The organism is Anaerotruncus rubiinfantis, from assembly GCF_900078395.1.
Classification (GTDB): domain Bacteria; phylum Bacillota; class Clostridia; order Oscillospirales; family Ruminococcaceae; genus Anaerotruncus; species Anaerotruncus rubiinfantis.
This window is the reverse complement of the sequence record NZ_FKLA01000008.1, coordinates 340,891-355,184: the sequence shown is the minus strand read 5'-3', so window position 1 is coordinate 355,184 and position 14,294 is coordinate 340,891. Positions and strand designations below refer to the sequence as shown.

The 14,294-nt window shown below is 56.5% G+C and carries 13 protein-coding genes; 1 reads left to right on the top strand and 12 read right to left on the bottom strand.

The window, feature by feature from the left end; genetic code table 11:
* The first annotated feature begins 24 nt into the window (after positions 1-24).
* Positions 25-1,389, top strand: a complete 1,365-nt coding sequence (locus BN4275_RS04050; RefSeq protein ID WP_066454251.1) for an MATE family efflux transporter — start codon at positions 25-27, stop codon at positions 1,387-1,389.
* 61 nt (positions 1,390-1,450) lie between these two features.
* Here the strand turns inward: BN4275_RS04050 and BN4275_RS04045 are convergent, their stop codons facing one another.
* The 12 genes from BN4275_RS04045 to BN4275_RS03990 all read right to left on the bottom strand — a co-directional run bounded on the left by BN4275_RS04045 (position 1,451) and on the right by BN4275_RS03990 (position 14,137).
* Positions 1,451-2,368, bottom strand: a complete 918-nt coding sequence (locus BN4275_RS04045; RefSeq protein WP_066454249.1) for a dihydrodipicolinate synthase family protein — start codon at positions 2,366-2,368, stop codon at positions 1,451-1,453.
* Positions 2,369-2,384: 16 nt separating this feature from the next.
* Positions 2,385-3,668, bottom strand: a complete 1,284-nt coding sequence (locus tag BN4275_RS04040; RefSeq protein WP_066454246.1) for a TRAP transporter large permease — start codon at positions 3,666-3,668, stop codon at positions 2,385-2,387.
* The gene (locus tag BN4275_RS04035) at positions 3,665-4,180 is read right to left on the bottom strand and encodes a TRAP transporter small permease (RefSeq protein WP_066454237.1); all 516 of its coding nucleotides are present in this window, start codon (positions 4,178-4,180) and stop codon (positions 3,665-3,667) included. Before BN4275_RS04035 ends, BN4275_RS04040 begins: the two co-directional genes overlap by 4 nt.
* A gap of 75 nt (positions 4,181-4,255) precedes the next feature.
* Positions 4,256-5,356 (bottom strand): DctP family TRAP transporter solute-binding subunit, encoded by a 1,101-nt coding sequence (locus tag BN4275_RS04030; RefSeq protein ID WP_079988050.1) that lies wholly within the window; start codon positions 5,354-5,356, stop codon positions 4,256-4,258.
* Between the two features lie 18 nt (positions 5,357-5,374).
* Positions 5,375-6,604 carry a GNAT family N-acetyltransferase gene (locus BN4275_RS04025; RefSeq protein WP_066454235.1) on the bottom strand — a complete coding sequence of 410 codons (1,230 nt, stop codon included), beginning with the start codon at positions 6,602-6,604 and terminating at the stop codon, positions 5,375-5,377.
* A gap of 12 nt (positions 6,605-6,616) precedes the next feature.
* Complete coding sequence (locus tag BN4275_RS04020; protein WP_066454233.1) at positions 6,617-7,273, bottom strand: ribulose-phosphate 3-epimerase; 657 nt, start codon at positions 7,271-7,273, stop codon at positions 6,617-6,619.
* Positions 7,270-8,811, bottom strand: a complete 1,542-nt coding sequence (gene xylB, locus BN4275_RS04015) for a xylulokinase (protein WP_066454227.1) — start codon at positions 8,809-8,811, stop codon at positions 7,270-7,272. The genes BN4275_RS04020 and xylB overlap by 4 nt, the downstream gene beginning before the upstream one ends.
* A 3-nt stretch (positions 8,812-8,814) precedes the next feature.
* Positions 8,815-10,059: a Gfo/Idh/MocA family protein gene (locus BN4275_RS04010; RefSeq protein ID WP_066454224.1), complete on the bottom strand. Its 1,245-nt coding sequence runs from the start codon at positions 10,057-10,059 to the stop codon at positions 8,815-8,817.
* A gap of 11 nt (positions 10,060-10,070) precedes the next feature.
* Positions 10,071-10,886, bottom strand: coding sequence for a BtpA/SgcQ family protein (locus BN4275_RS04005; protein ID WP_066454221.1), 816 nt, complete (start codon positions 10,884-10,886; stop codon positions 10,071-10,073).
* A 30-nt stretch (positions 10,887-10,916) separates the two neighbouring features.
* A complete protein-coding gene (locus BN4275_RS04000; protein ID WP_161940175.1) occupies positions 10,917-11,993 on the bottom strand; it encodes a M42 family metallopeptidase in 1,077 nt (358 codons plus the stop codon).
* Between the two features lie 27 nt (positions 11,994-12,020).
* The gene (locus BN4275_RS03995; RefSeq protein WP_066454217.1) at positions 12,021-13,052 is read right to left on the bottom strand and encodes a zinc-dependent alcohol dehydrogenase family protein; all 1,032 of its coding nucleotides are present in this window, start codon (positions 13,050-13,052) and stop codon (positions 12,021-12,023) included.
* 80 nt (positions 13,053-13,132) lie between these two features.
* Positions 13,133-14,137, bottom strand: a complete 1,005-nt coding sequence (locus tag BN4275_RS03990) for a LacI family DNA-binding transcriptional regulator (RefSeq protein ID WP_066454215.1) — start codon at positions 14,135-14,137, stop codon at positions 13,133-13,135.
* Between the last annotated feature and the right edge of the window lie 157 nt (positions 14,138-14,294).

Here is a 14,294-nt window from a genome sequence, read left to right as displayed (position 1 = left end):
CATCTGGGAGGTTTTGAGGTCGCAATGAAAAAAGATTATCTGATTACGGAAAGTCCAATGAAAGCGCTGCTGGTTTTCTCGATCCCGATGATCATCGGGAACCTGTTTCAGCAGTTTTACACGATGGCCGATTCAATTGTCGTCGGCCAGTTTGTCAGCGAGGAGGCGCTCGCCGCGGTCGGCGCGTCATACGCGCTTACAAACGTCTTTATCTCTGTGGCAATCGGCGGAGGTGTGGGAGCCTCGGTGATCGCCAGCCAGTATTTTGGGGCCCGCCGCTATACCCAGATGAAACGTGCGATCTTCACTTCCCTGCTCTCTTTTTTCGCGCTCAGCATGCTGCTGGGCGCGTTCGGACTTTTTGCGGGGCACGCGCTGATGCGGCTGCTCAACACCCCGGAAAACATCATCGGCCTGGCGGTCACCTATCTGAACATCTACTTTTTGGGGCTGCCGTTTTTGTTCCTTTACAATGTCGTTTCCGCCACCTTCAACGCGCTTGGGCGCTCCCGTATCCCGCTCTATCTGCTGATCTTTTCCTCCCTTTTTAACATCGTGCTGGATATTTACATGGTGCGCAGCCTCCGGCTTGGCGTGGCGGGCGTTGCCTGGGCGACCCTCATCGCGCAGGGGATCTCCGCCGTGCTCGCCTTCGCGCTCCTGCTGCGGGAGCTCTCCCGCTATCCCACCGAGGGCACCGGACTTTTCGACGGCGCCGCTTTCTGCGATATGGCAAAGGTTGCGCTGCCGTCAATCCTGCAGCAATCCACCGTTTCGATCGGCATGCTGCTGGTGCAGTCGGTGGTGAATTCCTTCGGCTCCGAGGTACTTGCGGGCTTCACCGCCGCTATGCGCGTGGAAAGCATCTGCGTGGTGCCGATGGCCGCCATGGGCAATGCGATCTCCTCCTTCACCGCGCAGAACATTGGCGCATCGGAATATGGCCGGGTGCGCCGGGGGTATCATGCGGGCTATGGGATTGTCTTTTCCTTCGCGCTCATAATCTGCATCGTGCTCGAACTTTTCAACCGGCCCATCATCGCCGCTTTCCTCGGCGCGGACGGAACCCTGTCCGCTTTGCAGACCGGTACCGGCTATCTGCGGTTCATGGGATGGTTTTTCGTGATGATCGGGCTCAAGATGATCACCGACGGGCTTTTGCGCGGCGCTGGGGATATGCGGATGTTCACCGTTGCAAACCTGGTCAACCTCTCGATCCGTGTTTTTATTGCAGTGGCGTTTGCACCGCGTTTCGGGATCGCAATGGTGTGGGTTGCGGTGCCGGTTGGCTGGAGCGCCAACTATGTCCTCTCGTTTTTGCAGTACCGCACTGGCAAGTGGAAACGTTCGCGTTTTGTAAAAGGCGCGGAAAACCTGCCGAAAGAATAGCCTTTGTTTACGGACTCTATAAACGCCCTGTGGAAAACTTCCACGGGGCGTTTTTTCACGCTTACAGGATCTCGGATTTGACCCGTTCGGTGAGTCGCAAAAGCTGATCGAATTCCATCTGCAGGTTGGGGGTGAATTCGGCGGCGCTGCGCGCGCGGGAATGAAGCCCCATGGAAACACCGAGTGCATTCAGGTAGTATTTCGCACAGACCGGATAGACCCGAGACTCCATCACCGAAAAGACGCCCAGGATATCCTGCAGGCGCTGCGCCTTCTCCGGCTGCTTCTGAAAGTTCTTGCAGAGCCATCCGTAAAGTTCGGGATGGAAGTTGGCCATCACCCCGGAATAACCTGCGCAACCCATGCGCAGGCTTTCCAGCAGTGTCGCGGAAACTGCGTTATAAATTTTAAGGCCGGTCCCTTCCGTCGCCTTAAGTTTTTTCCGGATCAGTTCCAAATCGCAGCAGGTGTCCTTCAAAAAGGCGAACCGGCCGGTCTCTGCAAGCTCCCTGAGCGTTTCGGGCCGCATCACCCGCTTGTATGGGTACGGGCATTCATAGATGCCGAATTGCGTACCCGGCAGGGCGTCGATCACCGTATGGATGTTCTGGAGCAGCGTCTCCTCGCCCTCCGTCTCACTGGCAAACCGGTTGGAGATGAAAACATAGGCGTCGATCCCAGCGGCGATGAATGCTTCTGCTTCCCGAATTTGGGTGGGCAGATCGGGAGCTGTATGCCCTGACGCCACCACCGAAATGTGTTTGGGCGTATTCTTCACGATAAATTTTAAAAGCTCCAGCCGTTCCCCAAACGACAGAAAAAAGATCTCACTCGACTGGCAAACAGCGAAGATCCCTTCTACCTCCTGTCTGTCGTACCATTCGATCAGGCGTAGCACCGCGCCGTAATCGATCCTGTTATCCTCTGTGAAAGGCGTCACCATCGTCGGATAGACGCCGTCCGGTATCTGCATTTTCATAAGAACACACCTCTCCCTATCCCATCAGGCTGGGCACAAACAGCACCAACTGCGGGACGAATGTCAACAGCATCAGCACAACCAACAGAACCCCAACCATTGGCAGCACCTCGCGCACCACCGCGCTGAGGGACGTTTTGGCAATGTTCGCGGTGACAAACAGCAAAAATCCAAACGGAGGCGTGGAGAGGCCGATCATCATGTTCAGGCAGATGAGCACGCCGAAATGTACCATATCGATCCCCAACACCCGCACAATTGGAATCACCATCGGCAGGAATACATACTGGAGCACCGCTGTATCCAGGAACATCCCAAGCACCAGAAACAGCGCGTTGATGATGAGCAGCAGAACAATCTTGTTGTCGGTGATGCCCAGCATGAAATCCGAAACCATGTCCGGAATTTTCTCTTTGGCCACAATATAGGAGAACACCGCCGCCGCGGCTGTGAGAATCGTGATCGAGCCGGTGGAGAAAGCCGTGTCTTTCACCGTCTGCTGAAATTCCTTCCAGCCCAGAATCCGGTAAACAAAAACCGAAATGATGAGCGCATAAAGCGCGGCGATCGCACCCGCTTCGGTCGGGGTCATGACCCCGGTATAGATGCCCGCCAGCAGAATAACCGGCGTCAGGAGCGCCGGCAGCGCCCGCAGGGTGAAACGCCAAAATTCCCGCGGGGAGAACTTGATGCCTTCCGGGTATTTTCTTTTTTGGGAAACATAAGCAATATAGAGGGACAGGGCCACCGCAATCAGGATCGCGGGGACCACGCCGCCCAGGAAAAGCGCGCCCACTGAGGTGCCGGAAAGCATTGCATAGATGACGAACGGGATACTCGGCGGGAAGATTGGGCCAATGGTCGCGGTAGCCGCCGTGATGGCGCAGCTGAACGGCAGGTCATAGCCGTCCTTTTCCATCGCTTTGATCTCCATGAGCCCCATGCCGGCCGCATCCGCGATCGCGGAACCGGTCATGCCGGAAAAAATCAGCGAGATCAGCACGTTTACATATGCCAGCGCACCTCGTTTTTTGCCGACCGCCGCTTTTGAGAAGTCGAACATGGCGTCAGTAACCTTGCCGGAATTCATGACGTTGGCGGTGAAGATGAAAAGCGGGATGGCCATGAGCACATAGCCGGTGTACATGGTTCCCATGACCTGCCCAACTACAATTCCGAGATCGGCGCTTGTATACAGTAGATAAAACGCGCCCGCCGCAACCATACCGTAAGTGACGGGAATATTGAGCGCGAAGGTCAGAACCATCATAATGATCGGGATCCAGGTGGAAAAGCTCATGCGGCATCCTCCTTCTTCGGCAGCCTGTACAGGCCGAACAGCGTGCGGATGGCCAGCACGATGTCCCGAATGATATAGATGATACTAAAAAGCAGAAAAATCAGAAACGGTGCATATGCCACGCCAAACGAAAGTTTGAGCACCGGCGTGGTCTTAATATCCATGAAAGAGATATATTCCACCGCATACGGGATCAGCAGAAAAAATGCCACGATTATAATCAGGTTGCCCGCCAGGGACATCAGCGCCTGGCCCTTGCTGCCCAGGCGGTCATAGATCAGATTGAAGGAGACATGATCCCGGATTTTGCTGCTGTAGCAGGCGCCGAAAACAGCTGTCCACATGAACCCGATGACGGTAAACTCATAGGTCCACTCAAACTGGTAATTGAACAGGTAACGGCAGATGATCTGGATGCAAAAGGACACAAACATGATCAGGAAGGTCACACACGGAAGATAGATCCCTATCACTTTCTCGATCACTTCCCAGATGCGGCGAAGTATTTTCAATCGGATTCCTCCTCTGTCGGCAGGGCCGGGTTTTGCGCGGGCCGGGGACATCCCCGGCCCGCCGTCTTACAGGATTTATTCGCCCATCGCTTTGATCTGCTCGAACAGGTCCATATCCCAGTCCTTCACCATCTCCGAATCGTTCAGATAAAAGTCGTTGACCTGTTTTTTGAATGCCTCCACATCGGGGGTCATCACTTCGACGCCCAGCTCCTTATATTTTTCCAGAAGGACTTCTTCGTCCTGCAGCGCCAGCTCGTCGTTTGCGTCCAGACCCTTTTTAAACGCATCCAGCACGTTCTTCTGCAGCTCCGGCGTGAGGCTCTGCCAGATTTCTTCATTGATGCACGGCCAGACCGCGCCGATCATATGGTTGGTCAGCGAGATCGACTTGATGACCTCGTAAAACTTGCCCTCTTCCAAGCCGGAGATCGGGTTTTCGAGGCCGTCGACCGTGCCGGACTGGAGCGCGGTGTAAAGCTCGGAAAAGGCAATCGGGACCGGGTTGCTGCCCAGCGCCTTACCAAGAAAGAGCCAGGATTCCGAGTTCGGCATACGCAGTTTGACCCCTTTGAGGTCGTCCGGGCTCATGATCGCGCGGCCATCGCGCATGCCGACCACGCGCGCGCCGATGTAATAGGCGTACAGTGGGCGCACGCCGACTTCTTTCGCGGTCTGTTCAAAGAGCTGCTGCCCAATTTCGCCGTTTAGCACTTTATCCATATGGTCCTTGTCCTTGAACATGTAGCCAGCGGCAATCATATTCATTGAAGGCATATAGGTAGCCAGCCAGGTCGCGTCGGTATAGCACATCGAAGCATTGCCTTTGATGGTTGCGGGCAGCTCGTCATCCTGGCTGAAAAGTGATCCGGAATCGTGGACTTCGAGCTCGATCTGACCGTTCGAAAGCTTTTCAAGCTCCGGTTTGATCACATCGTAAAGCACCTTGGTGTAGGAAACATCCGGCAGCGAGGCGGTGGTGAACACCAGCGTGATCTTTTCCGCGGGCGCGGCCTGTTCAGACTGCGCCTGGCTCTGAGACGGCGCGGCCGCGGCGGGTGCCGCAGAGGACGCCGGGGCGGACGAGGAGCCGCAGCCGGCCATCAGGCCGGCAAGCAGGGCCAACGCGGCAAGGGATGCGGTCAGTTTAATGCGGATGTTGTTCTTTTTCATCATGTTCTCTCCCTCTTTCCTTTAAAAATAAGTGATTGTTTTGGGTCTTCTTGGATATGCAAACAGTTTACTTACTTCCATAATCTGATCCGCCCGATCGATCTCCGCAAGCCCCAGCGCGTGAAGCTCCGCAAAGTCCGCCGCGCCGGTGACCATTGCCGTGAACACGTCCCCCGGCATCCGGAGCATCGCGTCCCAGGGGCCTTCCTCCGAAATGCGGGCGGTCCCGTCCTCCACTTTCAGCCCCAACTCCTCGGAGCCGTCCGGTCCCAAAAGCGTAAGCCACAGGCGCAGGTTCGCCCCGTTAAAATTGACCGCTCCAATCTGCGCAAACAGATTTTTGGCGTCGAGAACCTTATACATTGAGTCGGCCGCCGCCACATACATCTCATGCGTTTCGTTCTGGAATGCACCGTTGAGCCCGTTCGCCGGGTCCAGCAGGGACAGGTACAGATTTTCTTCCGGTGTGTTCAGAATAACCCGCGTGATCTGGTCGGACTGCGCGTGAAAAAAGGAACAGAGTTCCAAAAACGCTTCCCGGCTGTTCCAAACCCATTCGGAAACCACCATGTTGTCCATATGGACACAGTTTGGGTCCACCTTCTCATAGCGGTAGGCGGCATAACCTTCCACCACGCCGTCCCGTTCATAAGCGGCGATAAGAGTATCCTCCAGCAGCGCGTCGATGTCAACGCTCCGCTTCATGAGCATCCCGTTCGTATTGGCAAAATACGCCGCGAAACAGTCGGTCAGCTTTTTCCGGTCATCCTGCCCCAGCATCCGCACATGTTTGGGTGGGCCGGCGTACGGGAACATGTCCGGCAGGATCCGGTACTGATACATCCGGGTGGCGCAACAGAAACCACGCTTGTGATAAAACCGGATGCTGTAGGGATAGAGCACCAGCACCGGGATCTGCCGTTCCCGGAAATACCGCTCGCAGAAAGCGAGCATTTCGCCGGCCACCCCCTGGCGTTTATGGAAAATGTCCACGGCAATGAAACCGACCCCGCCAACCTGGATCTGGCAGCCGCGCAGATTCATCCGAAAGTCGTAGAGCTCCAGAAAGCCCACCATTTCTTCCGCTTCAAAGCAGCCGTAAAATTCGCCCGATGTCCGCTCGGAAAGCGCCCGGCGCAGGTATTTTTCCCGTTTTGCCTTTTTATCCCCATAGGGCGGATAGGAAAGGTTCGCAATCCGCCAAATCTCCGGCAGATCTTTCATTTCGAGCTTTCGGATGTTTCTGCTCATAGGACTCCTCCTTCATTTCTTGTTCTGATACAAAACCATTGCGGCAAGTTCCCGTGCTCTCTCTCCGGGATTTTCCGCCGAGAATACCGCCCTTCCCAACACTGCAGCGGACGCACCCGCCCGGGCGGCCTGCACGATTGTCTCCGATCCAACGCCGCCGTCCACCCAGATGGGAAGCGCCGTCAGACGGGAAAGATTCCGGATCTTTTCAAGAGTCCGTGCCCGAAAAATCTGCCCTTCCCCATCCGGCTCCGCCGTCATGACAAGTAGGTAATCGGCCCCGGACAAAAATGGCATCACCGCTTCGGCGCCAGAGGAAAAACCCAGCGCCAGGCCCGCGCGCATGCCTAGTTTATGGATAGCGCTCAGCGTCTGAAGCGGATAGGTCAGCGCCTCCAGATGAACCGCCACATTTTTGACGCCGCAGCCCGCGAGCTCCTCAAGATATGCTCCCGGATCGGCCACCATCAGATGCGCGTCCAGTTCTTTCTCCGTATAGGACGCAATCTGCCGGACCGTCTTCATCCCAAAGGTGATGTTCGGCACAAAGTTCCCATCCTCGATATCGAGATGCAGGTACGGCCAGTCCCCCAATCGCTGGATTTCCCCGGCAATCCGCATTTGGTCCGCCGATGCGATCGATGGCAGGATCCGGAAATCCCCGTTCATGTCCATCGCCCCACCTTGCCCGCCTGGCTGGAAAACAGGTCCTGCAGCGCGGGATAAAGCGCCCGGTAAGTTTCATAGTAGTCGGCGTAGAGCGGCACGTTTCTGCGTTCCGGTTCCACCATTCGGACCACCCGAACAATCTTGTCGGCAGCCTGCGGTACGCTGTCAAATAAACCCGCGCCCACCCCCGCCAGGATTGCCGCGCCGACCGCCGGCGCTTCCGCCACATTCGTTACGGCAATGTGCGCATCGAAAATGTCCGCCTGCAGCTGCAGCCACAGCGGGCTCGCCGCGCCGCCGCCCGCCGCGCGCACCTCATCAACCGGGACATGATATTCCCGCAGGATTTCCACCGTGTCGCGCAGGCTGTAGGCCACGCCTTCCAGCACCGACCGGCAGATTTCCGAAATTCCATGCCGGGCGGAAAGCCCGAAAAACACCCCGCGCGCCGCCGGGTCCGGATGGGGCGTGCGCTCGCCGCTTAAGTACGGCAGGAACAGAAGCCCTTCGCTTCCCGGACGGGCCTGCACGGCCAATTCGTCCATCACGCGGTAGGCTGGCTGTCCGCTTGTATTCAAAGTTACATGTTTTTTGTCAAAAAAACAATCCCGCAACCATTTGTAAGCGCCGCCCGCGGCCAGCGTACATCCGTAGACGCACCACGCATCCGGCACGCTGTGGCAGTAGGAAAGCGCCGCCCGCGGCTTCTGGTCGGTGATACAGCAACTGCTGTAGGAAAAGACACATCCGGAGGTGCCGATCGTGGAGGAGAGCACCCCTTCCCGCACAACACCAAGCCCGACCGCCCCGCACATCTGATCTCCGCCGCCCGCAACCACCGGGATACCCGGCAAAAGCCCCAATCTTTCCGCCGCGTCCGCCCGCAGACTCCCAATCACGGCCGTGGATTCAGAAGCCGTTTTGGGAACAAAGCTGCGCGGGAGCGAAAGCTGATCGAAAAGCTCCCAGTCCCAGGCGCGGCGCGCGGTATCGAAAAGCATGGAACCGGTCGCATCGGTCACATCGATGTCATGGACGCCTGTCAACTTAAATTTGAGGTAATCCTTCGGGAAAAGCACCTTGTCGATCTTCGCATAAGTTGCCGGGCGATGTTTACGCAGCCAGAGCAGTTTTGGGGCCCAGTAACTGACCAGCGGATAGTTGGCCGTCCGGCGCAGCAACTCCTCCCTGCCAATTATCGTTTCCACCCACGCAAGCTCCTCCTGCGCGCGCTGGTCCATCCAGATGATGCAGTCCTCGATAACCGCTCCGGCCCGGTCAAGCAGCACGCTGCCGAGCATCTGCCCGGAGATACCGATCCCAACCACTTCCGACCTGCCAGTCACCGACGCGGCTGCCTGCCGCACGGCGGTGCAGCAGGCTTCCCACCATTCGCCCGGGTTTTGTTCTGCAAAACCCGGGCGCGGCGTGGAAAGACACAGCTCACAGGAACCGCTGCCCGCGATCTGCCCTTCCGGCGTCAGCAGAACCGTTTTGATCCCGCTGGTGCCAAGGTCAATACCCAATAACAGTTTCATCGTTCACCGCCTCAGTTTCGCCAGATCCACCACTGTCCCCTCCCTGCGGGATGTTTCCGCCGCAAAGGCAATCAGGTGGCTTTCAATCGCGTTTTCCATACAGGTGAGTCCACCCGCGCCGTCCCGCGCAATCTGCTCCACAAAATATTCCATAATCCCATGATCGCCGCCGCCATATTTGTAACGGGATGGCTTCAGCAAAAGCTTTTCTTTGCGTCCGGTCAAAAGATCGAAAAGCTCGATCTCGTTTTTGTCCATGTCGGCCCGAATTTCACCTCTGCTGCCAGTGATCTTCAGGGTTCGGCCGTTCGCGCTGGCAAATGGCTGCAGGATGAACGACGCGGTCACGTTGTTTTCAAACTCCATGATCACCGTCTGATTGTCCGCCACCGTGTTGTCGCAGCGGTAGACGCATCGTCCGTACGGACCGTTTTCCAGCTCCTTCATCCGCGCCTCGTAAGACATGTCGGTACAGATGGTGGAGGTGGGCCAGCCAGTGTCCTCGGTCAGATAGTAGTCCGGCGCGTAGTATGGACAGTCCGTGCTGTGCGGGCAGCCGTCCAGGCAGCGCTTTGGAGCGCCTTCCGGGGCGTTTTCTTCGTTGAAATGGGTGAGCCCGCCGAAAGATGCCACCTTGCTGCATTTCGCGCCCGCGAACCAGCTGATCAGATCAAGGTCATGACAGCAGTGCGCCAGGATGATCGGGCAGGAAACCTGCTCGTTGCGGAAGATGCCGCGCGTGAAGGCGTGCACCTGATCCACCAATGGAATATTTTCCAGATGCACGATGCTGTTCACCCGGCCAATCCGCCCCTCATCGATCACCTGACGGATGGTCGAGAAAAATTCGGTGTACCGCAGCACAAAGCAGAGGATGAACATTCTGCCGTAACCGCGTGCCGCCTGTTCGAGCGCCACACATTCCGAAAGGGTCGTGGACATCGGCTTTTCCAGCATGATATGATAACCCTGTTCCATCGCCTTGATGGCCGGTTCGTAATGCAGCTTGTCGCTCGTGCAGATGAGCAGCGCGTCCGCGAGCTTCGGCCGCGCGAGCAGCTCCCATAGATCTTTAAAGCGCCGCTCTTGCGGGATGCCGAACCGATCCCCGAACTGACGGCGTTTTTCGTCGTCCATCTCGGCCACCGCCGTGAATTCCAGCTTCCACGGGTTCTCTTCGGCATAGGGCGCGTAGCAGTGGAAGCCCCGGTCCCCCGCGCCGATCAGCGCGGCCTGAACCTTTTTCATAACATTGCCCCCTAACCGCGTCTGCTCCTGATTTCGCGCACCTTATCCATGAACGGTTTCACCCGTTCCGGATCCACGAGGTTGTCAAATTTCCCATCCACTTTAAAGGTGGTGCCGACCACCGCGCCGTCCGCGATGGAAAGCTGACGTTCGATGTTTTCGAGACGGCATCCGGTGTTGCAGAAAACCGCAGTGTCCGGAACCTCGTTCTTCACCCGTGAAAGGATCTGGCTGTCGGTCTCTTCACCCGCTGTGAGACCGGAAACGCAGAGCGCGTCAGGGCGGTTGTTGAAAACAGTCGAGCGGGCGACCTCGGTGATCTCACGCTCCTGGAGGTATTTGGCCGCCTCCGGCACAATATTGAACAGCAGCTTGAGATTCGGGTTGCCAAGCTCCATCTTGTGACGCACCGTTTCGCCCACATGGGTGTTCCACAGGCCATAGTCGCTCGCGTAGACGCCGGTCATGATCTCGCGGATGAAGCTTGCGCCGGTGGCCGTCGCAAGATCGATCGAAGCGATCGGATCCCACAGGACGTTCACCCCGTAAGGGACTCTGATCTCGCTTTTGAGCTCGCCGATGATCCGCGCCATGCAGGCAACCGTTTCGGTCTTTACTTTCAGAAGGTACGGCAGGCTGAATTCGTTCGAAAACATCACCGCGTCCACGCCGCCGTCCTGCAGGTTCAAAAGATCCTGCCGCGCAAGCTCCACCACCCGTTCCATACCGCCCGCGGCATCGAAATACGGGTCGCCGGGCATCGCCCGGATATGGCACATCGCAATAATCGGTTTGTCGGTACCGAAGGTTTCTTTGATCCACTGCATCATTCTGATATCCTTTCTTTCTCTTCGTCGTTAATAACGCGTGAGCCGGAAGGTTTCATCCATCCCGCCAAGCATTTCCCGGATGAGCCGCGCAAGTTGTTCTATATCTTCGGGGTTGCAGGCCTCGACCGGCGTATGGGTATACCGTGCCGGAAATCCCAGGTCGAGCGCGGCAATCCCCTCGTTTTCGAGCTGCACATAGGCGGAATCCGTGAGAATCCCAGTTGAGGCGAACCGCTGCAGCGGGATATCCGCTTCTTTCGCCGCTCGGATTGCAAGGTCAGCCAATCCCCGGTGCGCGATCGTTCCGTTGAGGGTTCCCCGCCCATGAAAATTATAAAGTGATACCACCGGACCTCCGCCAAGCTTCACCGGGAAGCGGCCGGAAAGATCCGGCGTGTCCCCGGCCAGCGCCACGTCGAGCGCAATTGCAATATCGGGCTTCAGAACCCGCGCCGCCAGCATAGCCCCGCGCAGGTTGAATTCCTCCTGTACCGTGCCAACCAGGAAAACCTCCTGTTCCGGCCGCTGTTTGCCGAGCAGCTCGGCCAACCGCAAAAGTGCCGCGCAGCCGCCCCGGTTATCGGCCGATGTGCCAAAACAGACTCCTCCCAGCTCACTGAAGGACGGTTCATAAATGCCCGGGTTTCCGACGCCAAGCCCCATTGCAAAAACTTCTTGCGCGCTTGCGGCTCCGACATCCGCATAAAGCGACCCAATTGGATCGGCATGGTACTTTTCCTCCGCCGGGGTGACATGGTGGGATTTGCTGCCCATCACGCCCGGCACCCAACGCCCGGCATCGGTAAAAAAACGCAGGCGCAGCGCCGGAAGCACTTTTTCCGGCACGCCGCCGAGCCGTTCCAGCCGCAGGTAGCCGTCCTCCGTGATCTGCCGGATGATAAAACCGATCTGATCCATATGCGCATAGACCATGACCGACGGCAGATCCGTCCTTTTTCCCGTGAACCGCGCAATCACATTCCCGGCGCGGTCAAAAAAAACGGTGTCTGCATAAGGAGAAAATCTCTCAGCCATCCTCTGCGCCACGGCATTTTCATAGCCCGACGGGGCCGGCAGCAGCATCAGCTCTCGCAAACTGTCCATGATCTTCATTTCCGCCTCCGCTTTTCCCTATTCCGGATGTACCATGATGATCGATTTCATAAAGCCCTGCGGCTGTGTTTCGATCAGATGGATCGCCTTTTCGTAATCCTCAAGTTTAAGCAGATGCGTCACCAGATGGTCAACCCTGAGCTTCCCGCTTGAAAGCATGTGCAGCGCACGTTCGTAGGTGTAGGGGTTGATCCACGACCCGACGAGGGTCAATTCCTTTTTCAGGATCTGGAACGGCTCGATCTGTGCCTTCACGCCTTCCGCAGGGAACCCAAACTGCACGATCCTGCCCCCCTGCGCGACCATATCCATCGCCATTTCGAGCACTGACGGGTGTCCGACCGCTTCAATCACAACGTCCGCGCCCTTCCCGCCGGTGAGCGCTTTAACCGCTTCAATCGGGTCCGCTTTGCTTCCATCCACCACGTCGGTGGCGCCGTAGGCTTTGGAAACTTCCAGTTTCCAGGCGATGCGATCCACGTGGATGAGCTTTGCCGCGCCGGTGTTGCGTGCCATCTGCAAAAGCAGCTGCCCCATTGTGCCAGCGCCAATGATCACGACATTGTCACCCTGCCGGATGCCTGCCTGCTCGATACCGTGCAGCGCACAGGAAATTGGTTCGACAAAAGCGGCAATCTCCGGCGGAAGGTTTTCCGGGACCAGATAGAGCCCCTTCTCTTTGGCCTTCGCATATTCCGCCAGACCGCCGTCGGTGTAGACACCGTAACCCGCCATCGTTTCACAGAAAGTGGAATGCGCGGTTCGGCAGGCGCCGCAGGTGCCGCAGCTTTCATTCGGGTCCGCCACAACCCGGTCACCCGCTTTAATTCTTGTGACCTTGTCTCCGACTTTGACCGCCCTGCCGGTAAATTCATGTCCCGGCGTCACCGGCAGGCATCCGCTGTATTCCCCCTTGAACATCTTCAAATCGGTGGCACAAATGCCGCATGCCTGCACCTGGATCAGCACCTCGTCCGGTCCAATTTCCGGCATTGGTTTGTCTGCCACGGCCACGCTCCTGCGCGGCGCTTCCAATACGATCGCCTTCAAGGCCTTCACTCCTTTTTTGATCTATGATAAACCGGTTGATCAACGAAAAAAATTTTGCGCCCACAAGGACGCGAAAGATTTTATTCAAAATAGGGAGGAATAAATTTATGGATCTCCTCTTTGGAAACACCATTGATCTGATCGATCAGAACATCCACTGCCGCGCGCGCCAGCGCCTGGACATCCTGCTTGAGGATGATCAACGGTTCTTCCACCACACGGGTCGTCTGGATGTCGTTCATGGAATTATAGGGCAGCCGAAATTCGTCGAACGTCGCAATCGAGAGGTCGCGCGGCACCTTCATGCCGTATTTCCGGCAGAGTTTGAGGATTTCCGGAATCTGCCAGGATGAAATCATTACCAGCGCCGTCGGCCGGTCCTCCTGCAACGCGCGTTCCAGTGAGCGTTCGCCTTCCTCCGCCGCATATAGAAGCTGCTGCGTCAGACCGTTTTCTTCCATCGCCCGCGCATACCCCATGTAACGGTTTTTCTGGACGGTCGTTTTGGTTGCAAAATCGTATCCGACAAAGCTGATCCGCTTATGCCCCTTCTGGATGAGTTCCTGCGTCAGGATGTAAGCACCCTGACGATTTTCAGTGGCCACCACGCTGATGCCGGTGTCCGGAATATAACGGTCCACAAACACAATTGGAAAGCCGTCGTGATGGATCTGTTCATAGAGTTCCCTGTTGGAGGTTCCGTCGCTTGAAGACGCCAGAATCCCATCGATGAGACCCGACTGGTACAGTTTGAGATAATTTGCTTCCCGCGCTGTATTTTCCGCGATGTTACACAGGATGATGTTATACCCCTGCCGAAACGCCTCCTGTTCAATATAAAAGACCAGATCCGTATAAAAGTCGTAATTGGTGTTGGTGACAATGCAGGCGATCAGATTCATCTTCTTGGAGCTCAATGCCGAAGCCACCCGGTTTGGGACGTAGTTGTATTCTTTGATCTTATCAAGAACCTTCTTACGGACTTCGTCGCTGACCCGTACGTCCCTGTTGTTAATGATTTTGGAAATCAGGGACTTTGAAAGCTGCAGCTCATCTGCAATGTCCTGTAGTGTCACCTTCGGCACATGTATACCTCCCGCAGAGTGATCAACCGGTTTATCACCTGTTACATTTATGTTATCATTTTCTTTTTTTACATGCAATAGCATTCTTACCCAAAAATAGGAACGTTTTTTCAGCAATGTTTTTTATACCGCCTGTTCTCAAGGGATCTGCCACGGC

Coding starts and splice junctions, on each gene's coding strand:
- BN4275_RS04050 (WP_066454251.1), top strand. CDS start 25: ATGAAAAAAGATTATCTGATTACGGAAAGTCCAATGAAAGCGCTGCTG.
- BN4275_RS04045 (WP_066454249.1), bottom strand. CDS start 2,368: ATGAAAATGCAGATACCGGACGGCGTCTATCCGACGATGGTGACGCCT.
- BN4275_RS04040 (WP_066454246.1), bottom strand. CDS start 3,668: ATGAGCTTTTCCACCTGGATCCCGATCATTATGATGGTTCTGACCTTC.
- BN4275_RS04030 (WP_079988050.1), bottom strand. CDS start 5,356: ATGATGAAAAAGAACAACATCCGCATTAAACTGACCGCATCCCTTGCC.
- BN4275_RS04025 (WP_066454235.1), bottom strand. CDS start 6,604: ATGAGCAGAAACATCCGAAAGCTCGAAATGAAAGATCTGCCGGAGATT.
- BN4275_RS04020 (WP_066454233.1), bottom strand. CDS start 7,273: ATGAACGGGGATTTCCGGATCCTGCCATCGATCGCATCGGCGGACCAA.
- xylB (WP_066454227.1), bottom strand. CDS start 8,811: ATGAAACTGTTATTGGGTATTGACCTTGGCACCAGCGGGATCAAAACG.
- BN4275_RS04010 (WP_066454224.1), bottom strand. CDS start 10,059: ATGAAAAAGGTTCAGGCCGCGCTGATCGGCGCGGGGGACCGGGGCTTC.
- BN4275_RS04005 (WP_066454221.1), bottom strand. CDS start 10,886: ATGCAGTGGATCAAAGAAACCTTCGGTACCGACAAACCGATTATTGCG.
- BN4275_RS04000 (WP_161940175.1), bottom strand. CDS start 11,993: ATGGACAGTTTGCGAGAGCTGATGCTGCTGCCGGCCCCGTCGGGCTAT.